This is a genomic window from Nocardiopsis sp. NPDC006832 (assembly GCF_040635885.1).
GTDB lineage: Bacteria > Actinomycetota > Actinomycetes > Streptosporangiales > Streptosporangiaceae > Nocardiopsis.
Genome location: NZ_JBEYLC010000008.1, coordinates 110,816 through 136,631 on the forward strand (window position 1 = coordinate 110,816; position 25,816 = coordinate 136,631).

General features: G+C 68.1%; 19 protein-coding genes. 15 read left to right on the top strand and 4 right to left on the bottom strand.

The window, feature by feature from the left end; genetic code table 11:
* The first annotated feature begins 42 nt into the window (after positions 1 to 42).
* Both ABZ717_RS06370 and ABZ717_RS06375 read left to right on the top strand, forming a co-directional pair.
* Entirely contained in the window at positions 43 to 1,350 is a 1,308-nt protein-coding gene (locus tag ABZ717_RS06370; RefSeq protein WP_358506577.1) for a DUF5685 family protein, read from the top strand.
* 141 nt (positions 1,351 to 1,491) lie between these two features.
* Positions 1,492 to 1,869 carry an ankyrin repeat domain-containing protein gene (locus tag ABZ717_RS06375; RefSeq protein WP_358506494.1) on the top strand — a complete coding sequence of 126 codons (378 nt, stop codon included), beginning with the start codon at positions 1,492 to 1,494 and terminating at the stop codon, positions 1,867 to 1,869.
* 77 nt (positions 1,870 to 1,946) lie between these two features.
* Here the strand turns inward: ABZ717_RS06375 and ABZ717_RS06380 are convergent, their stop codons facing one another.
* A complete protein-coding gene (locus ABZ717_RS06380; protein ID WP_358506497.1) occupies positions 1,947 to 3,419 on the bottom strand; it encodes a catalase in 1,473 nt (490 codons plus the stop codon).
* 384 nt (positions 3,420 to 3,803) lie between these two features.
* On the bottom strand, positions 3,804 to 5,642 hold the full coding sequence (locus ABZ717_RS06385) for a SpoIIE family protein phosphatase (protein ID WP_358506500.1): 1,839 nt from the start codon (positions 5,640 to 5,642) through the stop codon (positions 3,804 to 3,806).
* Positions 5,643 to 5,893: 251 nt separating this feature from the next.
* On the opposite strand from ABZ717_RS06385, the gene ABZ717_RS06390 reads away from it, so the two are divergent.
* Complete coding sequence (locus ABZ717_RS06390) at positions 5,894 to 6,385, top strand: YetF domain-containing protein (RefSeq protein ID WP_358506503.1); 492 nt, start codon at positions 5,894 to 5,896, stop codon at positions 6,383 to 6,385.
* A 96-nt stretch (positions 6,386 to 6,481) separates the two neighbouring features.
* Entirely contained in the window at positions 6,482 to 7,192 is a 711-nt protein-coding gene (locus ABZ717_RS06395; protein WP_358506506.1) for a DUF2267 domain-containing protein, read from the top strand.
* A gap of 74 nt (positions 7,193 to 7,266) precedes the next feature.
* Here the strand turns inward: ABZ717_RS06395 and ABZ717_RS06400 are convergent, their stop codons facing one another.
* Positions 7,267 to 7,482 (bottom strand): hypothetical protein, encoded by a 216-nt coding sequence (locus ABZ717_RS06400; protein WP_358506509.1) that lies wholly within the window; start codon positions 7,480 to 7,482, stop codon positions 7,267 to 7,269.
* 367 nt (positions 7,483 to 7,849) lie between these two features.
* On the opposite strand from ABZ717_RS06400, the gene ABZ717_RS06405 reads away from it, so the two are divergent.
* The 11 genes from ABZ717_RS06405 (at position 7,850) to ABZ717_RS06455 (ending at position 23,297) form a co-directional block, all read left to right on the top strand.
* Entirely contained in the window at positions 7,850 to 8,569 is a 720-nt protein-coding gene (locus tag ABZ717_RS06405; protein ID WP_358506512.1) for a Crp/Fnr family transcriptional regulator, read from the top strand.
* Positions 8,570 to 8,689: 120 nt separating this feature from the next.
* On the top strand, positions 8,690 to 9,571 hold the full coding sequence (locus ABZ717_RS06410) for a hypothetical protein (RefSeq protein ID WP_358506515.1): 882 nt from the start codon (positions 8,690 to 8,692) through the stop codon (positions 9,569 to 9,571).
* The gene (locus ABZ717_RS06415; protein ID WP_358506518.1) at positions 9,561 to 11,627 is read left to right on the top strand and encodes a hypothetical protein; all 2,067 of its coding nucleotides are present in this window, start codon (positions 9,561 to 9,563) and stop codon (positions 11,625 to 11,627) included. Before ABZ717_RS06410 ends, ABZ717_RS06415 begins: the two co-directional genes overlap by 11 nt.
* On the top strand, positions 11,624 to 12,403 hold the full coding sequence (locus tag ABZ717_RS06420) for a hypothetical protein (protein WP_358506521.1): 780 nt from the start codon (positions 11,624 to 11,626) through the stop codon (positions 12,401 to 12,403). Before ABZ717_RS06415 ends, ABZ717_RS06420 begins: the two co-directional genes overlap by 4 nt.
* Before the next feature lie 311 nt (positions 12,404 to 12,714).
* A complete protein-coding gene (locus ABZ717_RS06425; protein WP_358506524.1) occupies positions 12,715 to 15,825 on the top strand; it encodes an AAA family ATPase in 3,111 nt (1,036 codons plus the stop codon).
* Positions 15,826 to 16,184: 359 nt separating this feature from the next.
* Positions 16,185 to 16,886: a Crp/Fnr family transcriptional regulator gene (locus ABZ717_RS06430; RefSeq protein WP_358506527.1), complete on the top strand. Its 702-nt coding sequence runs from the start codon at positions 16,185 to 16,187 to the stop codon at positions 16,884 to 16,886.
* Positions 16,887 to 17,041: 155 nt separating this feature from the next.
* A complete protein-coding gene (locus tag ABZ717_RS06435) occupies positions 17,042 to 17,857 on the top strand; it encodes a hypothetical protein (protein ID WP_358506530.1) in 816 nt (271 codons plus the stop codon).
* Between the two features lie 73 nt (positions 17,858 to 17,930).
* Positions 17,931 to 19,538, top strand: a complete 1,608-nt coding sequence (locus ABZ717_RS06440; protein ID WP_358506533.1) for a hypothetical protein — start codon at positions 17,931 to 17,933, stop codon at positions 19,536 to 19,538.
* Positions 19,535 to 20,101, top strand: a complete 567-nt coding sequence (locus ABZ717_RS06445; protein ID WP_358506536.1) for a hypothetical protein — start codon at positions 19,535 to 19,537, stop codon at positions 20,099 to 20,101. The genes ABZ717_RS06440 and ABZ717_RS06445 overlap by 4 nt, the downstream gene beginning before the upstream one ends.
* A gap of 11 nt (positions 20,102 to 20,112) precedes the next feature.
* Complete coding sequence (locus tag ABZ717_RS06450; protein ID WP_358506539.1) at positions 20,113 to 21,084, top strand: hypothetical protein; 972 nt, start codon at positions 20,113 to 20,115, stop codon at positions 21,082 to 21,084.
* Between the two features lie 755 nt (positions 21,085 to 21,839).
* On the top strand, positions 21,840 to 23,297 hold the full coding sequence (locus ABZ717_RS06455; RefSeq protein WP_358506542.1) for an MDR family MFS transporter: 1,458 nt from the start codon (positions 21,840 to 21,842) through the stop codon (positions 23,295 to 23,297).
* 128 nt (positions 23,298 to 23,425) lie between these two features.
* Here the strand turns inward: ABZ717_RS06455 and ABZ717_RS06460 are convergent, their stop codons facing one another.
* Positions 23,426 to 25,816 carry a tetratricopeptide repeat protein gene (locus ABZ717_RS06460; protein WP_358506580.1) on the bottom strand — a complete coding sequence of 797 codons (2,391 nt, stop codon included), beginning with the start codon at positions 25,814 to 25,816 and terminating at the stop codon, positions 23,426 to 23,428.

A 25,816-nucleotide genomic window follows, 5' to 3' on the forward strand; every position in this document is an offset into this window, starting at 1 on the left:
GAGAGTCCCCAGGTGGGACTCCGTGAGGAAATGGGAGCGGTCGTGTTCGGAATCCTGCGGCCCTGTCGGCACACTCTGCCCGGCGGGTTGGCCACGGAGTGGATGTCCCATCTGTGCGGGCTCTGCCTGGCCCTGCGCGATGGGCACGGTCAGGCCTCGCGCCTGGCCACCAACCACGACGGTCTGGTCATCTCGGTGCTGACCGCCGCACAGTCCCGGGCCGAGGCCGGAACCCGGGCCGTCGGCCCCTGCCTGTTGCGCGGCATGCGCTCCGCGCGGGTCGCCGACGGCACCGGTGCGAACCTGGCCGCCACGGTGTCGCTGATGCTGGCCTCCGGCAAGATCAGCGACCACATCGAGGACGGCGACGGGCGCCTCGCCCGGCCCGGAGTGCGCGCTGTCGCCGGGAGGATGGCGCGACGCTGGCAGCAGGACGCGAGGGAGGCGGGCACCGGTCTGGGCTTCGACACCTCCGCGCTCACCGCCGTCATGGATCGCCAAAGCGAGGTCGAGGCGGTCGCCGGTCCGGGCACCGACGTCCTCACCGTGACGGCACCCACCGAGGAGGCCACCGCCGAGGCGTTCGCGTACACCGCGGTGCTGGCCGAGCGCCCCGCCAACGCCGAACCGCTCCACGAGGCCGGTCGGCTCTTCGGTCGGATCGCCCACCTGCTGGACGCCGTGGAGGACCAGAAGGACGACCTCGCCAACGGTTCCTGGAACCCCCTGACCGCCACCGAGACCGGAGCCGACCGGGCCCGTGAGCTCTGCGACGACGCCGTTCTGGGCGTGCGTTTGGCCTTGGACGCCACCGAGTTCGCCGATGACCGCCTGGTCCGCGCCCTGCTCGTCACCGAACTGCGCCGAGCCGTCTCACGTACCTTCTCTCACGCCGGCCACCCGGGGCAGCCCGGATACGGTGCGGGCCATCCCGGATACGGGCCCGTCTCAGGCGGACACCACCACCCCGGGTACGGGGCCGGTGATCACTTCCACGGTGGTCACGGCGACCACGGTGGAGGTTCGGGGTCGGGACATGGACACGGCGGGGGTGGCTCCGGTGACGATGGCGGCCACCGGAGCAAGGGCGGCTGCTGCACCGCTTGCAACTGTGAGACCCCGGCCCTGGAGACACCACCCCGCTCTCGTGGCTTCTTCGCCGGTTGCGCCGCCGCTCTGTTCATGTGCTGTACCTGCCAGCTCTGCTGCCGTGGTCCACACCCCGGCCCCTGGACGGGCAAACCCCGGGAGGCCTGGTGCGACATCTGCGAATGCGTGGGGGACACCTGCGGTAACTGCTGCGGCTGTTGCGGTCGCTGCAAGGACTGCGACTGTAATTGCTGTGACTGACCCCGACCCGGTTCACCTCGGATGGATCGGGCGCCCTGGCCCGGAGCCCGCTCGGCCACCGCGGGAAATCTCGCGGAGAGCCTGTGGAAAACCCGGTCCGAAACGTCGGGAGGCCTGGTCAGGGCTTCTAGCATGGGAACCATGAACGAACTGTCACCAGAGCAGGTCGACCGGGTGATCACCCTGGCCATGGACATGGCCCGAGAGGGACGGACCACCGAACTCCTGGAGTTCCTCGACCACGGGCTCGCCGTCGACGTCCGCGACAACGACGGCAACACCCTGCTGATGCTCGCCGCCTACCACGGCAACGGGGAGACCGTCCGGGAACTCATCGGACGCGGAGCCGACGTGGACCTGCGCAACGGCCGCGATCAGTCACCGTTGGCCGGAGCGCTCTTCAAGGGTGAGGACGAGGTCGTCAAGGCTCTCGTCGAGGCCGGGGCGGACCTGGACGCCGGCACACCCAGCGCCCGCGCCACCGCACAGATGTTCGGCCGTACCGAACTGCTTTCCTGATCCCCACCATCGGCACGAAACACCGAAGAGCCGGCACGGTCGCCCGTGCCGGCTCTTCTCGCTAGTGCCGCGAAGCGTTACAGACTGCCGGCCTTGTGGGCCTCGATGGCCTTGCGCACGCCCTCACCGTAGGCCGGGTCGGCCTTGGTGCAGTTGGCGATGTGGCGCTCGATGGTGGCGTCGGAGGCCCCGTCGATCGCACGCGCGGTGTTGGCGAACAGACGCTGCTGCTCCTCGGAGTTCATCAGACGGAACAGGTCGCCCGGCTGCTGGAAGTAGTTGTCGTCGTCCTCGCGGTAGTTGAACCGGTCGGCGTTGGCACCCACGCCCAGCGCCGGCTCGGCGTAGGCGGGCTGCTCCTGCCAGCGGCCGTAGGAGTTCGGCTCGATACCGGGAACGCTGCCCTGGTTGCCGTCCACGCGCATGGCACCGTCACGGTGGTAGGTGTTGACCATCTTGGCGCCGCGCGGGTAGTTCACCGGGATCTGGTGGTGGTTGACGCCCAGGCGGTAGCGGGCGGCGTCACCGTAGGAGAACAGGCGACCCTGGAGCATGCGGTCCGGGGAGACACCGATGCCGGGGACCAGGTTGGCCGGGGTGAAGGCGACCTGCTCCACGTCGGCGAAGTAGTTCTCCGGGTTGCGGTTGAGCTCGTACTCGCCGACCTCGATGAGCGGGAAGTCCTTCTTCGACCAGACCTTGGTGAGGTCGAAGGGGTGGAAGCGGTACTCCTCGGCCTCGGCCTCGGTCATGACCTGGATGTACATGGTCCACTTGGGGAAGTCGCCCCGCTCGATGGCCTCGTACAGGTCACGCTGGGAGGACTCGCGGTCGTCGGCGACGACCTCACGGGCCTCTCCGTCGGTGTAGTTCTTGATGCCCTGCTGGGTGCGGAAGTGGAACTTGACCCAGACGCGCTCGTTCTCCTCGTTGATGAAGGAGTAGGTGTGCGAACCGAAGCCGTGCATGTTGCGGTAGCCGACGGGGAGGCCGCGGTCCGACATGACGATGGTGACCTGGTGCAGGGACTCGGGGAGGTTGGTCCAAAAGTCCCAGTTGTTCTCGGCCGAGCGCATGTTGGTGCGCGGGTCGCGCTTGACGGCGCGGTTCAGGTCGGGGAACTTCAGCGGGTCACGGAAGAAGAAGACCGGGGTGTTGTTACCGACGATGTCCCAGTTGCCCTCCTCGGTGTAGAAGCGCAGGGCGAAGCCGCGGATGTCGCGCTCGGCGTCGGCGCCACCACGCTCACCGGCGACGGTGGAGAAGCGGTTGAAGACCTCGGTCTTCTTGCCGACCTCGGAGAAGATCGCGGCCTTGGTGTACTGGGAGACGTCCTTGGTGACGGTGAAGGTACCGAAGGCGCCGGAGCCCTTGGCGTGCATCCGCCGCTCGGGGATCACCTCGCGGTCGAAGTGGGCGAGCTTCTCCAGGAACCACAGGTCCTGCAGCAGCATGGGGCCGCGCGGACCGGCCGTGAGGCTGTCCTGGTTGTTGGCGACGGGGGCACCGTTCGCCGTGGTCAGCGGCTTGGTGTTGTCCTGGTACGACATGTGTTCCTTGTACCTCCACGGAAGGCGGTGGGATCACCGACAGGTGTCGGGCCTCGTGACACCCACGCGAGTGGTCTTCGCGGCGGAGTTCGTCGTGCCACGCTCGACGCCTCGGGCCGGGACCGCTCTGGTGCTTTCTCGTATTGAATCAGTTTTCTGGATTGATTCCAAACTAGGAGCCGATCCGTTTTGGGGCAAGGTGCGTGTCACGACCCGGATCGGACGCGGGAATGTGTTGTGCCTCACACGTAGGCCGCCCTCGGATGAGGTCGAGAGGCGTGCCGGTACGGGTCCCGGTCCGTGGCACGAGGAACGGGAGCGGCCGGCGGGGATGGGATGGCCCTTGTTCTCCGGGCGTGAGCCTTCCGGCGCACGGCTCTGGCGTCAGCCCGGGGTGGAGTCCGGCTCGGAGGTGTCACGCACCGGGGTGTCCTCCACCCGTGAACCGGGAGCGCCCCGATCGGGGGCGGCCGGATTGTGCGCGTGCTGGGGTGGCGCCATGTCGTCCCCGACGCCCTCACCCGCCTCCGGAATCCGCAGCGCCAACAGGGCCACGTCGTCCCCACTGGGATTGATGCGCACCAGGAGTTCGTCGAGGAAGTCCTCCAACCCCAGGTGGGTCAGGTCCATGGCGTGCCCGCGCAGCTTCTCCAACCCCGTGTCGAGATGCTCATCGCGGTTCTCGACCAGACCATCGGTGTAGAAAAGCACCGTGGATCGCTCCGGAAGCTCCTCCCACGCGTCGGGCCACTCCAACCCCAGGTGTAGGGCGGAGCTCATACCGATGAGGGGACCGTGCCCCTCCTCCAGGTATCGGGCGGTCCCGTCGGGTGTGATGAGCAACGGCGGCGGATGCCCGGCGTTGACCCAATGCAGGTGCCACGGGCCGCCGTCGGTCCCCTCGATACGGGCGATCACGACGGTGGCCATGGGCGCGTCACTGGTGTTGGTCATGACCTCGTCCAGACGCCGCATGATCTGGCTGGGCGGCTCCTGGCGGTCCCAGGCCAGCGCGCGCAGCATGTTGCGCACCTCCGCCATGTGCCCCGCCGCGTGCAGGTCGTGCCCGACCACGTCCCCGATGACCATGGTCGTGACCCCGTCGGCCAGCAGGAACACGTCGTACCAGTCCCCGCCGACCTCCGCGGCCCGCTGCGCCGGTTGGTAACGGGCGGCGAACCTCAGGTGGTCGATCTGCGGCAGCGGGGTCAGGAGCTGTCGCTGAAGGGTCACCGCCATGTCGCGCTGCTGCTCGTACAGACGGGTGCTCTCGATGACCAGACCGGTACGGCGGGCGATGTCGCCCAGGAGCAGGATCTCGGCCTCGGTGTGGCCGGCCCCCACACCGGTGCGTCCCACCGTGAGCGCGCCGAAGACCTTCCTGCGGCTGTACAGCGGCACCACCACCGCGCTGCCCTCACCCAGGACCTCGAACAACCACCGATGCGCGTGGGCGAACGGCTCGTCCGGCTCGTTCGCCTGGGCCTGGGCGTCCAGCAACACGGGGCGGGTCCCGCGCAGGGCCCGCGCCAACGCCGAACGCGACGGGTGTGAGGGCGGCGGCAACGGCCCCTTCAACGAATCGTCGACGTCGGGGGCGCCCTGGGAGTGGACGGCCGCGCGCCGCATCCGACGCTCCGTGTCGGCCTCCGGAAGCAGGTCGACCACCGCCCAGTCGCCCATCTCCGGCACCAACAACCGCACCAGTTGGTCCAACGCCTCACCTATGTGCGAGGCCGAGATGAGCAGGACCGAGCTCTCCGCGACCATGCTCAGCCGTGCGGTGAGCTCCTCCAACGCCGCCAGGTGCGACGCGGTCTGTTCCCTGGCGTCCCGGTGCTTCTTGAAGTTGTGGAAGACGATGACGGCACCCACCGTCCGATCCATCTCCTGGAGGGGCGTGGCCGCCCAGATGATGGGTACGAGCGTGCCGTCTCCGCGCAGGAAGAACTCGTCGCTGCCCTCGGTGGGCCGACCGCTGTCCAACACGCTCTGGGCGAGGCACTCCTCGCGCGGAAGCTCTTCGCCGTCGGCGTCCCTGTGCATCAGGTCGTGCAGGTCGGCGCCGAACAGCTGTTCCTCGTCGCGGCCCACGATCTGACGCGCGTAGGGGTTGGACACGGTGATGCGGCCGGCGGTGTCGATGACGAACAACCCCGCCCCCACCTCGTCGAACACCGCGCGCAGCATGGCGCTCTCCGGTGGCCCACCGGTGTCGCCCATCGTCCTCACCTCCGGCGGCCACGCCGTGGAACTTCCTCTGGGTCCTCCCCGGGCCGCGTCGGGTCGCATCGAAATACCCGATCGAACGTTGGGTACACGCAAAATCTCGGTAAGTGATGACGATCCGCGAACGGGCCTCCGGCCCACGAGCGCCGCCGAACCTCCGTGTCGTCCCCACCCGGTTCACACCGTCGGGGCGAGACTGGGGCTGTGAACCACGGCCCCACTTGTCATAGCCGAGGAGGACGCCCATGGACTGGAGCGTGATCCTTCCACCGAGCGAGTCGATCCTCGAACTCATCGCGCGGGGCAGCATCACCTTCCTCCTGCTGGTCCTGCTGCTACGGCTCGTCGGCCAACGGGAGTCCGGCGGCCTGGGCATCACCGACCTGCTCGTGGTCGTGCTCATGGCCGACGCCGCCAGCGCGGGCATGACCGGGAACGCCGACACGATCGGTGACGGCCTGGTACTGGCGGCCACCATGCTGTTCTGGAGCGTGGCGCTCGACGGGGTCGCCTACCGCTGGCCGGCCTTCGCCCACCTGATCAAGGCCCGCCCCCGACCGCTCGTCCTGGACGGCCGACTCGACCGCCGGGTGATGCGACGCGAGTTCATCACCGAGGAGGAGGTGCTCACCCAACTGCGGCTGCACGGTTACAGCGACCTCGACATGATCGCCCGCGCCTACCTGGAACCGAACGGGATGATCAGCATCGTCCCCAAACCGGACAGGAAGCCCTGAACCCGGCCCATCCCTGAGGCAAGGTGGGTTTTGTCGGCGAAACCGCAGGTTAGGAGGACCATGAGAGTCGATCATCGCTCGACGCGAGGGGGGAACATGATCGCCTATCAGGAACTCATGGAACACGTGGCCCGCGAAGGCGGCACCTCCGACAACGAGGAGGCGCGCCGAGCGCTGGAGGCCTCCGCCGAGGTACTGGCCCGGCACACCGACCCGGATACCCGCGAGTATCTGCGCGAACAACTCCCCGCGATGCTGCGCGACCATATCCCCGAGCAACCGGGTGCGCCGGCCCTGGAGAGCGGTGAACTCTCCGAGGAGGTCGCCCAACGGATCGGCTGCCCTCCGGAAAGAGGCGTGCGCCTGATGGGAGCCGTGCTCTCCGGGATCCACCGGAGCGATCCCCGGCTCGCCGAGGAACTGGCCTCTCGGCTTCCCGACGAACTCGCCGAGTGGGCCCGCGACCCCCAGGGAGCGCGCGGCCGGGCCGATACCGGCCAGACGGACACGCCCGACCGCCTGGATCAGGCCGGCCTGGAGCGGGCCTTGGAGGGGCTTCCCGACTGGCAGGGCGACACCGAGGGTCTGACCCGGTCCGTGAACCTGCCGGTCGACCGGCTCACACCGCTGCTGAATCAGGCCCACAAGGCGGCTCGCGAACTCGGTCACGGTTTCGAACACCACACCACCGGCACCGAGGTCGTCTTCACCGTGCGGACCGCATCGATAGGCGCGGTGACCACCCGGGACATCGAGATGGCGGAACGCGTCGACGCGGCCATCGCCAAGATCGGTTCCGGTGGCTGACGCTTCCGCCGCCCACGGTCGACAAAGAGAAGGACCCGACACGTCCGTGTCGGGTCCCCTTTTCTTCTTGGAGGCTACTTCTTCTCCTCAAGACGTAGAGCGACGCCCAGAGCGAAGAAGGTGGGAGCCCACTGTCCGACGAAGATGCCCCACCGGTCGGCCCGGTCGAGGGAGGCGTCCTCCTTCTTCTTGGACATGGCCCAGCTCAGGAACGCCAGGCCGATGCTGGCGGTACCGGCGGTGTAGGCCATCTCGGAAGTGAGGCCGATTTCGGACAGCTTCGCGATCATGAGGTCCCCTCGATGTCGGGTGCGGTTCGTGGAGCACCTGCCCGGGCGAACACCAAGGTACGGGCAGGAACAGGCAAAACATGCGGTGCCCGGACACGTGCTCGCGACGGCCGGGACCGGTACCGGTGGCTCGGTGACGCCTTCCGCCTGAACTCGACCGCCACGGCGAGACCGCCCGAAGGACCGCCGAGGTACCCGGCCCGCGTTTTTCGCGCAAATGGTTGACATTATTCACAGAGTTGTATTTAAGATGATGACGCCAATACACGGAACGGCTCGCCGCTGACCCGGCGTGGGCCGCGGCCCGCCGGAAGGGGGGCACCTTCACACTCGGCAGCGACCCCTGAGCGGAAAAGGAACACCCCCCATGCGCAGACACGGTTTCGGTGGGTTGCTCACCGACGACCAGTGGCACCGACTCGTCTCCTCGACCCCTTCCAGCGCCTTCACCCGTGGGCAGGTCCTCCTGCACCAGGGCGACACGGGCACCGGCGTCCACCTCATCCTCGGCGGCCGCCTCCGCGTGGAGTCGGTGTACGCCGACGGCACCCGGGCCCCGCTGGCCTTCCGATCCCACGGTGAGATCCTCGGCGAATCGGTCCTGGCCGGCGGGGGAGTGACACGCAGCGCCACCGTGGTCGCCCTGACCGACGGCGCCACCGTTCACCTGCCCGCCGAGCGTTTCCAGCGCAGGCTCAAAGAACTCGACCTGGTCTCCCGGCTGTGGGAGAGCGTGGTCAGACGGCAGAGCGAAAGCGACCAGATCCGCGTCCAGCTCTCTCGGCTACCGGCCGAACGTCGCCTGCCCGCCGCCCTGGTCCACCTGGCGACCATGCTCGGCGAGCCGATCCCGCCCCCGCTCACTGACGCGCCCGACCGGCCCGACGACCCGGGCCGAGGCGTGCTCCTGAACATCCCCCTGCCCCAACAGGAGATCGGCGGTTTCGTCGGGCTCTCCCGCACCTCCGTGCACAACGCCTACACCCGTCTCAAGGAGATGGGGCTGATCCGCACCGGTCGCCAGTACGTGGCCCTCCTCGACCTGGTCCGCCTGGAGGCCATCGCCCGGGGAGACGAACCCGGCTGAGGTGCCGTGCGTCACTTCCCTCCCGTTGTGTTCAGAACTGAACAAAGTCCCATCGGACACCGCGCGATGCTGCCCGCGGACGGGCCGCCGAGGCCCACTCACCCCCTGAGGAGAATCGGCATGGAACTGGATCTGCCCGCACACGGTGACGTCACCCCGCTCCCGCTCTACCGGGCCGTATTGGCCGTAGACATGGAGAACTTCAGCAGTACCAGCGCCAGGAACCAGCAGATCATCGGCGCTCTCATCCCGAAGGTGCTGGAGGAGGCGCTGAAGGAGTCCGGCATGGCGAAGGTCTGGGAGGAGAGGCTGTTCGCCCGGCACGGCGGCGACGGCTACGTCTTCGGCACCGACCCCGAACACCTGCCCTTCCTCATCAGCCCCTTCCTGGGCAACCTGCAGAACTCCCTGGAGCACATCCAGCCCGTCCTGGCCGCCCTCGACCGGGACCTGCGCATGCGCCTGCGGGTGAGCATCGACGTCGGTCCCCTGCCCTACCACGGCGCCGGAGACCCCAAGAACGCCATGGGCGAGGCCATGATCAGCACCCACCGCCTGCTCGACTCCGAACCGGTCCGCGCCGAACTCAAGCGCACCGACCCCGACACCACGTTGGTCGCCGCCATCATCTCCCGACGCGTGTACGAGGACGTGGTTCTGGGCGACTTCACCACGGTGCGCCCCACCCGGTGGCGTCAGGTGAACGCGACCGTGGGCGGCAAGGGCTTCTCCGCGGAGGGCTACCTGTTCGTCCCCACCCCTTCCTGGGGTCCCGACCCCGATGGGGACACGTCGCCCAAGGACACCCCCGACGACGGTGCCCCCACCGGTGACTCCGGCGGCGCCACCACCGACGACGCTCCTTCGCGTACACGCTCTGTACCTGAGCAGGTCGACGCCTACAACGAGTACGCGGTTCGCAACAATAACCGCGGCCAGGTCGTCCAGGGCGGGACCATCAACGGCGGCGTCCACTATGGGGAGAACGTCGATGACCGCTGAACCAACGGGCTCCGAGCACGACCCGCCCCCTGAACGACGGCAGGCGCAACCGACCGAAGAAGGGGGCGCCAAGGATGCGAAGACCACTGGGGAGCGCCCTTCCGAAACCAAAGGGGACGCCACGAAGAAGGGCCGCCGCAGGCCCCGCTTCGGGAATAAGGTCGACAAGAACAGGGGCCAAGCCGTCGCCGCCGGAAAGATCAACGGCGGCGTCCACTACCACGAGCACATCGGCGAGGGCATCACCCAGCGACTCCGCCAGACCGCCACCGTCGACGAGGAACGCGTCAAGGAGGTGCGCAACACCTTCTGTGCCGCCGACCCCGCCGCGTACGACATATTCCGGAACGAACTCAGGGACGACGGCGTGGGGGTCGTTTCGGGCAAACCCGGAACCGGACGCTTCACCGCCGCTCTGCATGCGTTGGCTTCGGTACGACTCGGAAGCCCGATCGAAGAGCTCACGATCGACACGGCGGCCAAGGACGCCGGGGTCTCCCTGATCAACGTGGATTCCGACGAGTCTCTCCTACTCGACCTCACCGGACTGCCCGAGCCCACGACCACGCAGAAGGTGGCCCTTCGAGGGTTGGCGATGGGCGCACGTCGATCCGGTGCTCTGCTGGTGTTCGTGAGCGATTCGGTCTCTAGGGGCTTCCCAAACGACCTCCGGGCCCGGTTGCGTATCGACGCGCCGGCCGGTGCGATCGATGTCTTCCGCCGCGTCATGGGCCGCATATGCGGTGAAAGGGCCACCGCGCTCTGGTTGGACACCGCCGAGGTACGCGAGGCCCTGGAAGGTGCCGAACCCGCCCGGGTCATCACTCTGGTTCGTGAGGCACACCGGCGTAAGAACTCCTTCACCGATGAGAAGGAGTGGATCGCACACGTTCTGAAGGACCACGTTGAGAACTCCGACGATCTGGCCGGATGGTTCCGCGAACACGCTCTCGACACCGAGTTCCAGCGTGTATTGCTGGCCACCGTCGCCCTGCTGGAAGGGGGACCCCGGGCGGCCATCGCTCACCATGCCCGTGGGCTGGCGAAGGTGTGGCACGTTCCGCCGCTATGGCGTACCCCCATCTCCGGCGACGGGCTCACCTCCCACCTGGGGGAGATCAAGGCCCACGTGCGTGAGGACGGCATCTACTTCAATCGGCCCAAAGCCGCTGACGAGGCGCTCGACTACCTGTGGCGTGAGCACCCAGAGACCCGCACCCTCCTTCGGGAATGGGTTCCCGTGGCCGTCGCCGACCTGGGTGAGCACCACCGGTTGGAGGCGGCCCGGCGGTGGTTGCGCCTGGCCCGCAGACAGCGGGACTTTGCCCCGGTCCGCATGCTCATCGAGGAGTGGGGCAATACCAAGGAACTCATGTGGGAGGCCATCCCCGTGGTGGCCGAAGCCGCACTCTCGCCCGAGTTCGGCCCCCGAGTGCGCCGACTGCTCTACAACATCGCGAGCTCCCCGCGAGTGCGTATGAGTGACCGGACTGTTTTGGAGGTCTGCCGGGTCTACGGCCGGATCCAGCCCGAGACCGCACTGACCCGCATCCGTGCCATCGCCGAGAAGGTCTTGGTGTTCTGGGACCCGAGCCTGGTCCAGGCATTGGAGGACATCGCCGGGGAGCCGGAGAACACCGGCGTCGTCCTGGAGTCCCTGGTCGACTGGACGTTTCGGGAGAGGAAGGGACGAGCGAACGAGGTCGCTGCTCTGGCGCTGTGCCGTCTGCTCGCCCGTGGGGGCAAGGCAGGGCCACGAGTGTTGGTGGACTTGTGGTCGGGGGAGAGGACATCCGACGAACTCGCTCGCGCCTGGCAAGCGGCCACCTCATCTGAGGCCGAGGTAGGAAGGGCGCTGTGGGCGTGGTTCGACGCCCTGGCCGATTGCCGGGACGCGAGCGACATCGGCTTCGAGGTGCTCAGAGGCGTCGCCCGTGAACACGGCCCCTTCCGGTCCGCGCTCGAACGGTGGATCAACCGTTGGCGGCACGCCCACACGCACAGAGCTCCGGCCATCGAAGAACTGTGGCGGATCATCACTGAGGAGAGGAAATGATGATCGGACGTGGACGCGGAACCAAGCGCGGTAATAAGCACGATACGCCGGTGTGGAGCATCGCCTTCCGCTCACCGGACACGACGGTGGAGTTCCAGGCCAGGGTCCCGAGCGCCGCGGCCGGGATGGGGTTCGAGGCCACCTTCGAGATGACCATCGCTTGGAACGGGGCGGGAGCTGCGGCGCAGGCGCGTGCGCGCGCCCTGCTGCAACGCGAGGTCATTCGGATCGCGAAGGGGGTGAGCTCGGGGTTCACCCTTGGCGACCGAGGGAGCGCCGAGGCCGAGATCGGCTGCGCCCTGGCCGAGGCGAAGGGAACACATGAGGAGGTGGTGCGTGAGGTCGCGGTCCTGGCGCGGTTGTCCGTAGACAAGGAGGACCTCGACCTGGAACGCGAACGAGAACGCGTGGGCCCACGCAACGAGGTCGAGCGGGCCGCCCACCGAGTTCGTATGGAACGGGTCCGTGAACTTCAGCGCGACGTGCTCAGTGACCCGCAGGTGGCCAGGGTGTGGTGGTACGAGCAGAACCCTGACCTGCTGCACGAGATCGAGAACGCCGGGGCGGCTCTCGACCTGATGAGCACCTCGGGGAACAGGTCGGAGGAGGCCGGTGAACATCGTGGTGGAACGGACGATCCCGTACTCGACGCCTTCCTGAGTGGTCTGTCGGAGTGGGAGGTGCCCTCGGCCCTGGAGCGTCTGACCACCATGTTCGAAGGGCTCGAACGCCGCGACCTGGCCGAGCGGCTACGCGAGAGGTGGCTGAGTAATTGAGTGAGGGCCGGGGCGCTGGCCCCGAATGAGCGCGGCCAAGGCGATCGACCTCTCCCGACGGCTCGGGAACGCCTTCCGTTGAGGGCGTGAAGCCCGGGTGGGATGACGAACACGGATTTCGGTGGAGAACAAGTGCCCAACGCCATCTGGTTGGTCGTGTTCACGCCAAGTATAATTTGGTGTATTCGTTGAAAACTTCGGTCGGCAGGCGCATGACGTAGCCGGTGTGTTCCCGACCCCCCGACCTCGCAAGCGGCGCCGTCCCCCCGACGGCGCCGCCCGTCGCATTCCTCTTCGAAGGAGGCCAGGCCATGGAGAACACGGCCCGAGAGCGGATCATCGAGCAGGAACAGGTATCGGTGGACCGGGCCCACCGATACCTGGAACGGCAACGTGTGAAGACCGAGCGGCTCGCCGGGGTGAACGCCGCGGCCAGCGCCAAGGACGGTGTGGCCCAGCACGCCGAGTTCACACGCTGGGCGCAGGAGTACCGGATCGACGAACGGCAACTCGTCGTCCAACGGGTCGACCTGCTTGAGAAGGCCGAGGCCGAGACCTTCTACATCGGTCGCAAGAACGTGCGCGACGAAAGTGGAGAAGTCTTCGTCATCAAGTGGACCAACCCTGCGGCCGTACGCTGGCGGCGCGAACGCGGAACCGACAAGGGCGTGGTCACGCTTCGCCGGCGCCTGCGCTGTCGCGGTGAACGGGTGGTCGACTACCACGACGAACTCGTCCGCGACGTCGGTGGGCCCACCTACGGGACGCCGTCCCCGGCACGGGTCGCGGCCATGGTCAAGGCCCGCGGCGAGCAGCAGTCGGGCATGCCCGAAGACCCCTTCCTCCACGAGGAGCTGGACCGTTCCCGTGACGGGCTGATGCGCGACATCGTCGAGACGATCCACCGCGACCAGCTCGACCTGGTCTGCCACGACCGCCCGGGCGCACTGGTGGTCCAGGGCGGCCCCGGAACCGGCAAGACCGCCATCGGTCTCCACCGTGTCACCTGGCTGCTGGACAACGACCACTTCACCCCGGAACAGATCCTCGTCGTCGGCCCCACCCGGCACTTCCTCGACTATGTCAGCGAGGTGCTGCCCTCTCTCGGCACGCGTGGGGTGACCTCGGTGCGCGTGGACGACCTGTGCCCGGGGCGTATCGATGGCCAGGACACCATCGAGCAGGATCAGGTCAAGTCCGACGCCCGCATGGCGCAGGTCCTCCGCCGAGCCGTCCACGACACGGTGAACGAGGGCGCCTGGACCAAGTTCCTCGACGACGGGCGACTCGTCGCTCACATCGACGACGAAACCCTCGCGGTGGACAGTGCGGAGATCCAACGGCTCTTCGAACGGACACAGGACCTGGACATGCCCTTGGACGTCCGCCGCGAGCGCTTCACCGACCTGCTCGTCGACCACATGATCGACCAGGTCACCTATAGCCCTCGCGGACATGGTCGTGCCCTGCGTCAGCGCGTCACCGCCCAGCTGTCAGGTCCCGTCAACGCCACCTGGCCCAAGGTCTCCGAGAGCCGTCTGTACCGCCGCCTCCTGAATGACGCCGACCTGTTGGCCCGGGTGTCCGAAGACGTCCTCACCGACCGGGAGCGCTCGATCCTGCACCGTCGCCCGGTCGGACCGGTCGGTCAGGCGACCTGGACCCGCGCGGACCTGCCCTGCCTGGAGGAACTTCGGATCCTGCTCAGTGGGCAGACCCCCGATCGTCACCGGCACATCGTCGTCGACGAGGCACAGAACCTCACCCCCATGCGGCTGCGCGCCCTGGCCCGCCGTTGCCCCACCGGTTCCTTCACCCTCCTGGGCGACCTCGCCCAGGCCACCGGAACGCACCATTACGCCGACTGGTCGGCGCTGACCGAGCACCTGGACCTGCCGGACGGCTGGGAGCAGGAGGAACTCACCCTCGGGTACCGGATTCCCAGTCAGGTCATGCACACCGCGGTCCCCGCGGCCGTGGCCGCCTCCGAACTGACGACCTTCCCCACCACCCTCCGGGCGCCCCGAGACGGGGAGTTGTCCATGACCCGGTTGGGCCGGGACGACCTGGTCGACGGTGTCCGGCGTCGTGTACACGAGTTGGCGGCCGGTGCGGGGGAGCGTTCCGTGGCCGTCATCGTCGACGACGCCTCCAACCACATGGAGACGATCGCGCGGGCGTTGGCTTCCGATCCCACGTTCACCGGTGACAACGTCCATGTCCTGGGCGCGTCCACGGTCAGCGGCCTGGAGTTCGACCACGTGGTGCTGGTGGAACCCCGCGAGATCGCACGTTCGGGTCCTGGAGGCCATGGGCGACTCTACGTGGCGCTGACCAGGTGCACCCGAACACTGTCGGTCCTGTACGCCGGGGCGCTGCCCGACAGCCTGTTCGCCCCGAACGCACCGGTCGAGCACGAGGAGCGTGCCTGCGTCCGCCACCACGCCGACGGTCGGCGTTGCGACAACCGCACGAAATCCCCGGACGGCTGGTGCCGGGAACCCGGCTGCGACGGTTACCGCACCGCACATCCCCTTCCCACGAGTCCACCGGTCAACGTGTTGGAGCCACCGGCCGGGGCGGACACCCCCGCCCGGCTGAGGGAAGGGGCCCGGGCGGAGGAGATCACCGTCGGCGCCGCGGCGCGTGCCCGGTTCGCGGTCCTGCACCGGGCAGGCGCGTGGGACGCCCAGGTCGAGGTCCGTGCCATGCTCACGGACTTCCTGGCCGAGGGGCGCCAGACGCGGCGTGCGGACGGCTTCTGGCAGCTGGAACACGAGGGCTACCGGTTGGTCTTGGACCGCGTCGCCGCTTCCGTGGTCGATTACCAGACCGTGCACGCCGAACGCACCTGGCTGCAACACCGGGCCGGAGTCGCCTCCAGGATCTCCGCGCGCGTCCGGGCCGAGACCACCATCAAGGAAACGGAAGAACAGCGGATGGGCGCGCACACCTCACCGGTTCCACCACAAGGCGGCCCGCAGGACCCCACCGCCACCGAACACCTGGCGTTGTTCCTGGCCGCACGCGCGCGGGCGAGGGGACCGCAGGACCAGGGCGCGGCCGGTTTCCTGCGCCACAGCCTCCTGGCCGGCCTGTACAAGGCGGGACACCGTCCGACCGAGTCGGAGGGTGAGGACGTGATCTGCGCATCGGTCGGTGGGTCGGTGCTGTACCGGATCCTGCCCGACACCGACACCGGCTACGAACGGTTGCGCGAGGCCGCCCTGGAGGCGTTGGAGTGGCGTTGGTCCCGGGGGTCAAAGGCCGATCGGGTGTGCCTGGTCCTGGCGGAGGAACCGAAGGAAGAGTGGGCGTCCGCCGCGCTCACCGGAACCATGGGGGTGGCGGTCATCTGGCACGACGAGGACGAGTGGCGGGGCGAGGCCGCCACCTCGCTGAGGGCGCGTGCCGCTGATTGAGCCCTGATCGTTCTTCGGAACGGTCCTGCCGAAGGACGACGCCGTGGCCTGGGAGAGGCCACGGCGTCGTCATGGTGGGAACAGGAGTCCGGTGGGATCGAGGGATGATCGGATCCGCACCCTTACCGAGGATCACCCCTTTGTCTTTATCGCTCTCCTGCTCAGGTGAATCTTCTTCATATTCCATGGTGACCCCGTGGTGTTCTCGCGGTCGGGAAATGTCGTTTGCACAAGGCGTTCCTGGAAGTAATCTTCATCGAACGCCCCATGGGTCACGGATGGGTAACTCCTCGCCGAAGTCCTGATTCGGTGGATTTCGGTATCGGAGAATGAAGACCCGGCGACCACGGTGGATGCCGATGGACTGTGTGCGCGGAGGGTGTGGGGTGGGAAGGCAGGGTTTCGGAGGTCTGCTGCGAAACGAACAATGGAACACGTTGATCGACGCGGGTCGGATCAGGGTCTTTCTGTCCGGTGAACAGATCATTCACCAAGGACAACCGGACGACAGCGTTTATTTTCTGGACCGCGGAAACGTCAAGGTGTCCGTGACGCATTCCGATGGGATCGAGACCCTGGTGGCCCTGCGCGGAGCAGGCGAGGCGCTGGGGGAGTTCTCCGCGCTCTCCGGACTCCCGCGAACGGCGACGGTGCGGGCCTCGGGAGGCCGGTGCACGACCTACGCCCTGAAGGGTGACCGGTTCCGCGGTCTCATCAGGAGCATGGACCTGGACCGCCTGCTGTGGAAGCACATCGTGCGCCGCCAGGAGGAGAGTGAGGGGTTGCGCGCCGAACTCCTGGCCCTGAATCCGCGCCAAAGACTCGCGGCCTCCATGCTCCGCTTCTCCACCGCCACCGCCCCCGGACATGGCGAAGCCGGCCACACGCGTGAACTCCGGCTGAGCCAGTGGGAACTGGTCGGCGTGGTGGGCAGATCACGTTCGTGGATCCAGGAGGAACTACGGCGATTGCGCCGTGACGGGGTGGTCTCCACCGGTCGTGAGGTCATGGTGATCCACGACGTGGAACGGCTCCGATTCCTGGCCACGCCCCGGGAGTGACCCCCGTGCCGACCCCCGCACCGGCCTCCACCGCACGACTTTCGTAAGTAACCCGGAAGTGTGTCCAGTTCTGGACATCGCCCCGGTCCGAAACCCACAAGGGTGGGTTTGCGCAGTCCGAAATCGCCCGTGTTCATCCCTTGGGAGCCCCGATCATGTCGACCCTCTACCCTCCGCTGCCCGAAAAGGGCACGAGTTCGCCGATGCCGCCCTACCGCGCGGTGCTGGCGGTGGACGCCGAGAAGTACTCGCGGTTCGCCTCACGGCACCAACAGCTGCTCAACGGCATGGTGTGGTCGGTGCTGCGCGAGGGCTTCGTCCGGTCCGGGCTGGAAGCGCTGTGGGAGGAGGCCTCCTTCCCCCAGCACACCGGGGACGGCTACGTGGTCGGGGTCCCCACCGAACACCTCCCCGCCCTGATCCACCCCCTGCTCGGCAGGGTGCAGGAGGTGCTCGCCGAGGCCCAGCCCACGCTGGCCCGGGTGGATCGGAACCTGCGGTTGCGCATGCGCCTGTCCATCGGCCTCGGCCCGCTTCCCGACAGTGGGGGACTCCAATACGGCGACGGTGTCGGCAGCGCGATGAACGAGACCCATCGGCTCCTGGACGCCCCCGCCCTGCGCCGGGCCCTGGACGAGGCCGACCCCGACATCACCCTCCTCGTGGCGGCGCTCACCGACCGAGTCCACACGGACGCGGTCCTGGGCGGCTACACCGCCCTGGCGCCCGGCCACTTCCGGGAGATCGACGTGGACCTGCGGGCCAAGGACTACAGGGCCCGCGGCCACCTCCACATCCCCCACCCCTCGACAGGTTCCGGCGGCATCTCCTGGACGGAGGAGATGCCGCCGGAACCGGCGCCGAACCCGGAAACGGCCAGGGACACCGGCCGGACCGCCGCCACCGGTGGGCGGCGCACCGGCGGCCACCGCCAAAGCGTGATCTTCGAACCCGTCCGGCGCCGGGAGTGACCCCCTGGTTCGCCTTGGCCGACCGCCCCCTTGTTCGCACGACCCCTTTGGCACGATGACGTACGGAGCCGCGATGACCACGAAGACACCTCTCGACCACACGGTCCCCATCGGTGAGAACAGACGACCGGAGGAGGCCCCCGGTGAGGTGACCCGGTTGTTGTGCGTGAGCGCCTACCTGAGCGAGCACTACCGCACGGGGGTCCTCGGGCTGATCCTGGGCTCGCCCAAGCACGTGGTCTCGCCCTCCCTCGGGTTCGACCTGGTGCCGGTGCTCGCCCACTGCGTCCGCGCCCGGGAACTCGATCGGGAGTACGCGGCCAGGATCGTGCGGGCCTGGATACTCGGCGCCCTGCTGCTCACGATCCTCTGCCTGTGGTTCGTGCGCGCGTTGGCGGACACGTTCGCAGAGGACGGCTCCGGCGGTTGGCAGGCGAGCCTGTTCTTGTCGCTGATCGTCCTCCTGCTGCCCTTCGCCGCCCTTCCGGTGCTTCAGGGCGAGAACCGGGATCGGTTGCGTGCGGGCATCGACCGGGTCGGGGCCTGGTTCCTGCCGTCGCTCATGGTGGCCGCCCACCGTGACCACGTGGCGCACGTGCCGGCCACCGAGCTAAGCGAGGAGACCTTCACCGGTAACTCGCCCAGGGTGGACGCCCGTTACCGGAGCGCGCTCGCGATGGTGGGCCGCGAACAGTACTCGCCGGTGACCCTCTACGACCCGAGATCACCCTTCGAAGGCGCGGGGCTCGCATTGGAGAAGCAGTCCCTGGCCCTGGAACTCCAGCCCTCCGAGGACCGGGACGGCACCGCCCCGCTCACCGAACGCGAGGTCATCGACCTGGTCCGGCCGCGACTGGAATCCCTGGCCGAGTCCGCGGTCGAGACCAGCCAGGATCGCCTCGGGCGCTTGGAGATCACCGAGTGCGTCCTGTTGCCCGGACCCCTGCCCCGCGGATATCGGCGGGAGGAACTCCCGGTGGGGGACGCCTCGGACGGGGCCGTCGCCGAGCACCTACGGGACTCGGTGGGCGAGGGTGGCGAACAGCGCCGGCACTTCCTCCGGGTGCGTGTGGGCGGTTGGGGCGAGGGCGTGGTGGTCACCGTCTTCGTCCGAGTGCACACCCAGGGACGCATGCTCCTGATGGAGATCGCCCCGTACCTGCTGACGCCGCTGCGGGCGGAGTTCCACGCGAGGGCGGGCCTGGTGGTGGCGCTCACGAACGCGAGGGACCGGGCGGACGAGAAGGCCGTGCGCGGGGTCCTGGCGCGATGCCTGTCCACGTCGAGGTGGCCCCTGGCGATGGCGCGGGCCGCTGTCCGGCCCGCCGACGAGGACCGGCGCGGTGACGACGAACCGGAGGTGGTGCACCCGCCGCTGATCAGCCTGCGGGAGATCGTCGCCTCCAACGCACTCTCCCCCTTCCAGGAGATGGACGTGACCAGGTACGTCAAGACGCTCCGGGTGCGGATCGGTGAGGGGGGCGAACAGGCACTGGTACGCGCCGGATATCGGACCGAGGAGTTCCAGCGGCAGATCGTCAACATCGGCGACGGCGGGGTCTTCATCGGTGGTTCGTTCCAGAACGGCGCCGTCGCCACGGGCGACGGCGCCAAGGCGGAGGACAACTCCTCCGCCACCCACAAGAGCGGTGTCGACTTCGGAGGAGGAAAGGGCGCATGAACGATGACCGGCCAGACGGCCGTGAACACGAGGAGGACAAGGTGGGCGCAGGAGTCTTCGTCGGCGGCTCGATGACCGGCGGCGCCATCGTCACCGGCAAGGACGGCAGGGCCGAGGATCGCGGCCGGCGGACGGGACCGCCCTCGGAACAGGAACTCGTTCCGCCGGCGGCCTTCCCCGCGTCGCTCCCACCGGACGTGGTGGCCGTGAGCGGACACGTCACCGGCGGAGCCCTGGTCACCGGTGCCGGAGGGGTCGCCGTGGACGCCTCCACCTGGCTGGATTCCAGGTCGGAGGAGGTATTGGAGGGGCTGGCACAGATCCGGCGGGAGCTGTCCGGGCTGCGGAACACCTTCGAGGTGCGGTCGGTCATGGCGGAACTGGACCTCGTGGAACGGGAGATCCACGAGAGGGGCGAGGCCGGGCGAGGGCTGATCGAACGCCTTCTGGGGCTGTTCAACGGTGGGAGCACGGTACTTCGAGACGTCTCGCGGGGAGCGGAGTTCGCGGAGCGGTTGCGCGACTCGCTCATGCTCTTGGACGCGAACCGGGAAGAGACCTGAGCGGAGAGAAAGTGAAGAGCACGAATACCGTCCGATGGGACAAGGACCGGCAGCGTTGGGAACGCGCTCCGGAGCGGGAGGTGCCCGCCATCGGTCGACACGGAACACCCGCGGGGGTGATCGTGGGTCTGGCCGCGGCCGCACTGTTCACCGGATTGGCCCCCGCGGTGGCCGGCGTGATGGACCCGGGAGGGTCCGAGGCCGGCGGCGGGGTCGCCGATGGGGGCTCATCGACCACGCTGCGGTCCTTGGCCGGTGACACGGAGGGGGACCTCGCGAGCTCACCGGCGCCGTGGGCGACGGAGCCACAAGGGCCACCGGAGCGTGACGGTGTCGGGACCCGGGGCCCGGACAGCACCGGGGCCGGATCCGGTGAAGAGGGCTCCGCGACGGAATCGGAGGAAACGGGTTCGGGGGGAACCGATGGCACCGGTTCCATCGATAACGATCCTGACGAGGATGCCTCCTCCGCCTCTTCCCCGGTGGAGGAGGAACCCTCCGAGGACGAGGTGCCCCGGGCCGAGGATGGCGGGGAACGGATCGTCGCGGACCCCGCTGACTTCACCCTGGGCCTCCCCGAGTCCTGGGAACGGCGCTCGGAAGGTCCGACCGAGGCGGTCTTCTACGACACCGCCGACGAGGCCTTCCACCTGAGCGTTCTCTGGGAATCGGACACCGAGGCGACCCCGCTGGAGGTCCTGGAGGAGCGCGTGGCACAGGAGAGCCGACAGGCCGAGGGATACGAGGAGATCCTCGCCGTCACCGAGGACGCCTGGCACCCGGACGAGGTCGCCTTCGAGTACCTCACCACCGGCGACGAGGGCACCGAGCGCGCCTTGGCCATCGCCTTCCAGCAAGAGGAGGGGCCGATCTACGTGATGGTCTCCGTCGGCCCCGAGGAAGCGCGTGACTCGCTCCAGGACACCCTGGACCTGGCACGTTCCACCTTCACCCCGGGCAGCGGAGAACCACGACAGGAGTGACCGGAGCACCCCGAACGCCCGTCGGTGGATGAGCCCCGCCGACGGGCGTCGCGCGTCCATACCGGCCTTTGGCCCCACCTCGCCACCGCTCTCCCACGAGTCACGGCCGCCAGGGCACGACCCGGTCCGCGCCATCACATGCGCCGCGACCGCGACCCCTCCCCATCGAAATCCCCGTGATGGCGCGCTCGTGTTCCGCCCTCGCCCGATCGGCTCGGAAGGGCCGCCGCGGCGCCGTCGAGCCGACCGGACACACCGGCCGGCGGGAAGCCTTCGTCCCCGGTCATCGTTGCGCGAAGGCCACCATCGAGGGGTTCCCCACCACGTGCGCCACCGGGGACGGCCGCCGAGATCATGGGGTTCGGCGCCGACCACGCCCGGACGGTCAAGGGCGACCCGCCCACCCTCTTCGGTAGGTTGAGGAAGCCATCCTGGGAGGATGTCGTTGCCACCAGGCAGGCCGAACGTTCCTACGGGCGCAAGATCACACGCGCGATCAAGGTCGTGGACGTGCCCGGATGGTCCCGGTTTCTCGGTGCGGCGCAACCCGCCCGGCCACGTCGCGGGACGGGAAGAAGACCGTCGAGGTCGTATACCTGATCACCGACGCCGATGCCCGTGTGGCCCGGCCGCAGGTCTTGGCCGCGTGGGTCCGGTCGCGTCGACACGTCGAGAACCGACCACCCACCGACTCCGCCTGCCCATCGAGAACAACAGGAACCCTGGCGGACACGCCGGCCAGGACCAATGACCACATGAGAGAAGGCTTCACCTTGGCGAACGGGGACGAGAGGCCGGCCAACGCGCACGACCCGGATCCGGTGAACCGGAACGTTGTTCTGGCCGTATTGGTATCCGGCGCGTTCGTCGTCATTCTCAACCAGACCCTGCTGAACACGGCACTGCCCGCGTTCATGCGGGATTTCGGCATCACCGCGAGTGCGGCACAATGGGTGACGACCAGTTTCATGCTGGTCAACGGGATCATGATCCCGATCACCGCGTTCCTGATCCAGAACTTCACCACGCGCTTCCTGTTCCTGGCCGCGATGGGGATATTCATCGCCGGAACGCTCATCTGCGCTCTGGCCCCTGTCTATCCCGTTCTGTTGATCGGACGAGTGGTCCAGGCCGCCAGCGGCGGAATGATCATGCCGTTGATGCAGACGATTCTCTTCGCGATATTCCCTCGGGACAAACGCGGTACGGCGATGGGCACCTTCGGGCTCGTCATCTCCTTCGCCCCCGCCATCGGGCCGAGCCTGTCCGGGTGGATCGTCGATCACCTCCCCTGGCAGGTCCTGTTCTACATGATGCTGCCGATCGCCTTCATCGTTTTGATCGTCGCGTACTTCATCCTGCGAAACGTCACCGAACGAACCTTTCCACGCCTGGACGTTCTGTCGATCATTCTCTCATCCGTGGGATTCGGTGGCCTTCTCTACGGGTTCGGAACGGTCGGCGACGCGGGGTGGGCGAGCCCCCTGGTCCTGGTGCCGTTGCTCGTCGGTGCGATCGGTTTGGTCCTCTTCATCCTGCGTCAGCTGAAACTGGATGAACCGATCCTCGAACTCCGAGTTCTCCGATACCCCATGTTCACCCTCAACACGGTGCTGGGGATGCTCGTGTTCATCACCATGATCGGAGGCATGCTGATTCTGCCTCTGTACATGCAGAACATGAGTGACTTCACCGCGATGGAATCGGGCCTGGTCCTTTTGCCCGGGGCCGCCGTGATGGGGTTGATGTCCCCGGTCACCGGAAGAATCTTCGACGCCATCGGAGCGAAGTGGCTTTCCGTCATCGGATTCACCCTGCTCACCGTCACCACCTTCATGCTGACCGTGCTCACCGTGGACACCTCGTTCGCCTACCTCGCGTCGGTGAACACGGTGCGCATGCTCGGCGTTTCCATGGTCATGATGCCGGTGACCACGGCGGCGCTCAATCAGCTTCCGCAGCGACTCATTCCCCACGGGACGGCGCTGAACAACACCATGCGTCAGGTCGCCTCCTCGATCGGAACGGCGGTTCTGGTCAGCGTCATGACCATGGCCACCCGTGACCCCGAGGTGTATGGAGCGGAAGGACTGGTCCACGGTGCGAACGTCTCGTTCCTGGTGGCCGCGATCATCGGTGTGTTCGGTATCGTCGGTTCGTTCTTCATCAAGGACTCACACGGGCGCGGCTCACAGCCCGCGAACTCCGAGTAGCGGCCGGACGGGTGTTCATCGCGACCGAGCCCCGAACCTCACCTGGGGAGGTTCAGGGCTCGGTCGCCTCGGGCGCGCTGAACGACCGGCGGAACCGATATCCACCTCTGGGTACGCGACCTCCTCGATCAGAGGTGAGACCACCCGGGGCCGGTCGCGTCGTTCAGTCGGGCGATGATCTGCTCGCGCAGGCGCTCGGCCCGGGCGTCGGTGAAGTCCTCCAAGGCCGTCAGCGCCTCGCGCCACCGCCCACGGGCCGCCTCCACGTCACCGGCCTCGACCATCACCGAAGCCGACCGGTTCAGGCACACCGCGAGCCGCCACCACTCCCGGTGGCCGCGGTACTCCTTGGCCGCCTGCCGATAGAACTTCGCGGCCTCGTCCGGACGGTCGATCGCCCGATAGACCTCGCCCACGCCCTCGAAGGCCTCGGCCTCACGCACGTGGTCACCGATTCCGCGGTGCAGGCTCGCCGCCTCGTGAAAGGCGTCAAGGGCGTCTTCGGTGTCACCGAGACGTACCTGGATCCTGCCGAGTTCCAAGAGGGCGAACCCTTCCCGCACGGGGTTGTCCAACTCCCGGGCGACGTCCAGCGCGCGCCGCGTGCGGGGCAGAGCGTGGTCCATCCGCCCCAGTTCCCGCCACGCCGCCCCCGAACACACCAGGCAGGCGAACTGGTTCATCCGGTTGCCGGTCTCCTCGTGTATCTCGATCGCCTCATCCGCCAAGGCCACCGCCTCGCGGAGTTCGCCGGAGTCGAGTAGAGCGTCGGCCAGGTTTCCCAGCACGACCCCTTCCCAACGCCGCTCTCCCCGGCGCCGGACGATCTCCAACGCCCGCTCGAAGTGGTCGCGCGCCTCCTCCAACCGATGCTCGCGCAGGTGGAGCAGGCCCAGGGAGTTCAGCGACATGGCCTCTCCCAGCTCATCACCGGTCTCCTGACGCAATCTCAGGGCGTGCCGATGTTGCCCGAGGGCCTCCTGTCTTCGGTGGGACTGCACATAGGCCATCCCCAGGCTCTCCGACAGGTCGGCCTCGGCCGCCCGTTCGTTCTCGCGCCGGGCGGCTCCGAGACCGATGATGCTTGCGGCGATCCACTCGCTCATGGGGGTGCGGAACACGTGGACGTGCCTGAGTACCACGGGCAGACGCCAGGCGATCGAGTCCAATCCGATGGAGACGGCGGTCTCGGCGGCGGCGACCAGGTTCCGACCTTCGACCTCGAACCACCGGACCGCTTCCGCGTTGTCATCGAACTCGCGAACATGACGGTGCGCTCCGACGTCCGACTCCGGGCACGGGTCGAGATGGCGTAGCGGTGAGTCAACGGCCCGGGCGGCGGCGTCGGCGGTGCGCAGGTACCAGGTCAGCAGACGCGTCAAAGCCTCCTGCCGGCCCTCGGGGCTCTCCTCCTGGCGGGCCTGATCCCAGGCATAGGAACGCAACAGATCATGGAAGCGGTACCGGTCCGGGCCGATCTGCTCCACCAGGTGCGCGCCCACGAGCGAGTCCAGGACGCGGCGAGCCCGTCGGACGGAAAGGTCGGACAGGGCCGCCGCGGACGCCGAGTCGAAGTCGTCGCCCGGATGCAGCCCCAACATGCGGAACTGGCGCGCGGTCTCCTCCGGCAGGGCTCGGTAGGACCAGGCGAAGACGGTGCGGACGGCGTCGGCATCCTCCTCATCGTCTGTGGCCAGCGCGTCCCACAGGGCCGATTCGTCCCGTAGGTCCTGGATGAGTTCGCCCAACGGCATGTGGGGGCGGCCGGCCGCGCGTTCGGCGGCGATGCGTAGGGCCAAAGGCAGACGCCCGCACAAACGGGCCAGTTCGGAGATCTCGTGGAGGTCGTCACGGGGCCGGTGGCGTTCGGTGACGTGTTCCAGAAGTTCCACGGCCTCGGCCGGTTCCAGCGTCCGAACGGTGAGGCGGCGCGCCCCTTCTCTGGCCACCAGCCCGGACAGTCGGTCTCGGCTGGTGACCAGGACCGCGCAGGCGGAGTTGCCGGGGAGCAGGGGGCGCACCTGTGCGGCGGTGGCGGCGTTGTCGAGCAGGATGAGAACGCACCGGTCGGCCAGAAGCGAACGAAAGAGGGCGGAACGGCTATCGATGTCCGGGGGAACGGCGTCGGCCGGAACGTCCAGGGCACGGAGGAAGCGGTTCAGGACCTGGTCGGGTTCGACACTCGATCCCGCACCGTATCCGCGCAGGTCGACGTAGAGCTGTCCGTCGGGGAAGTGCTCTTGGACCCGGTGCGCCCAGTGCAGGGCCAGGGCGGTCTTACCTACCCCGGCGGTCCCGGTGATGACGTGGATCGGTGACCGGGGCCCGCCTTCGGGCCCCCCATCCCGAAGGTGGCTGCTGAGCACTTCCATCTCGCCCAGGCGGTTGACGAACCCGTGCACGTCACCGGGGAGCTGACGGGGGACGGGGGCGAAGTGGGATCTGGAGTCCTGCCCGTGGAAGTGCACTCCACCAGAGACGTCCCGGGCCTGCACCGCGCGCCCCGCGACGTCGGCCAT

Bases quoted from the DNA above. Each gene is read 5' to 3' on its own strand.
- ABZ717_RS06425 (WP_358506524.1), top strand. From the start codon at position 12,715: ATGGAGAACACGGCCCGAGAGCGGATCATCGAGCAGGAACAGGTATCG.
- ABZ717_RS06420 (WP_358506521.1), top strand. From the start codon at position 11,624: ATGATGATCGGACGTGGACGCGGAACCAAGCGCGGTAATAAGCACGAT.
- ABZ717_RS06410 (WP_358506515.1), top strand. From the start codon at position 8,690: ATGGAACTGGATCTGCCCGCACACGGTGACGTCACCCCGCTCCCGCTC.
- ABZ717_RS06445 (WP_358506536.1), top strand. From the start codon at position 19,535: ATGAACGATGACCGGCCAGACGGCCGTGAACACGAGGAGGACAAGGTG.
- ABZ717_RS06375 (WP_358506494.1), top strand. From the start codon at position 1,492: ATGAACGAACTGTCACCAGAGCAGGTCGACCGGGTGATCACCCTGGCC.
- ABZ717_RS06390 (WP_358506503.1), top strand. From the start codon at position 5,894: ATGGACTGGAGCGTGATCCTTCCACCGAGCGAGTCGATCCTCGAACTC.
- ABZ717_RS06400 (WP_358506509.1), bottom strand. From the start codon at position 7,482: ATGATCGCGAAGCTGTCCGAAATCGGCCTCACTTCCGAGATGGCCTAC.
- ABZ717_RS06385 (WP_358506500.1), bottom strand. From the start codon at position 5,642: ATGGGCGACACCGGTGGGCCACCGGAGAGCGCCATGCTGCGCGCGGTG.
- ABZ717_RS06460 (WP_358506580.1), bottom strand. From the start codon at position 25,816: ATGGCCGACGTCGCGGGGCGCGCGGTGCAGGCCCGGGACGTCTCTGGT.
- ABZ717_RS06380 (WP_358506497.1), bottom strand. From the start codon at position 3,419: ATGTCGTACCAGGACAACACCAAGCCGCTGACCACGGCGAACGGTGCC.
- ABZ717_RS06455 (WP_358506542.1), top strand. From the start codon at position 21,840: ATGAGAGAAGGCTTCACCTTGGCGAACGGGGACGAGAGGCCGGCCAAC.
- ABZ717_RS06415 (WP_358506518.1), top strand. From the start codon at position 9,561: ATGACCGCTGAACCAACGGGCTCCGAGCACGACCCGCCCCCTGAACGA.
- ABZ717_RS06440 (WP_358506533.1), top strand. From the start codon at position 17,931: ATGACCACGAAGACACCTCTCGACCACACGGTCCCCATCGGTGAGAAC.
- ABZ717_RS06405 (WP_358506512.1), top strand. From the start codon at position 7,850: ATGCGCAGACACGGTTTCGGTGGGTTGCTCACCGACGACCAGTGGCAC.
- ABZ717_RS06395 (WP_358506506.1), top strand. From the start codon at position 6,482: ATGATCGCCTATCAGGAACTCATGGAACACGTGGCCCGCGAAGGCGGC.
- ABZ717_RS06430 (WP_358506527.1), top strand. From the start codon at position 16,185: ATGGACTGTGTGCGCGGAGGGTGTGGGGTGGGAAGGCAGGGTTTCGGA.
- ABZ717_RS06435 (WP_358506530.1), top strand. From the start codon at position 17,042: ATGTCGACCCTCTACCCTCCGCTGCCCGAAAAGGGCACGAGTTCGCCG.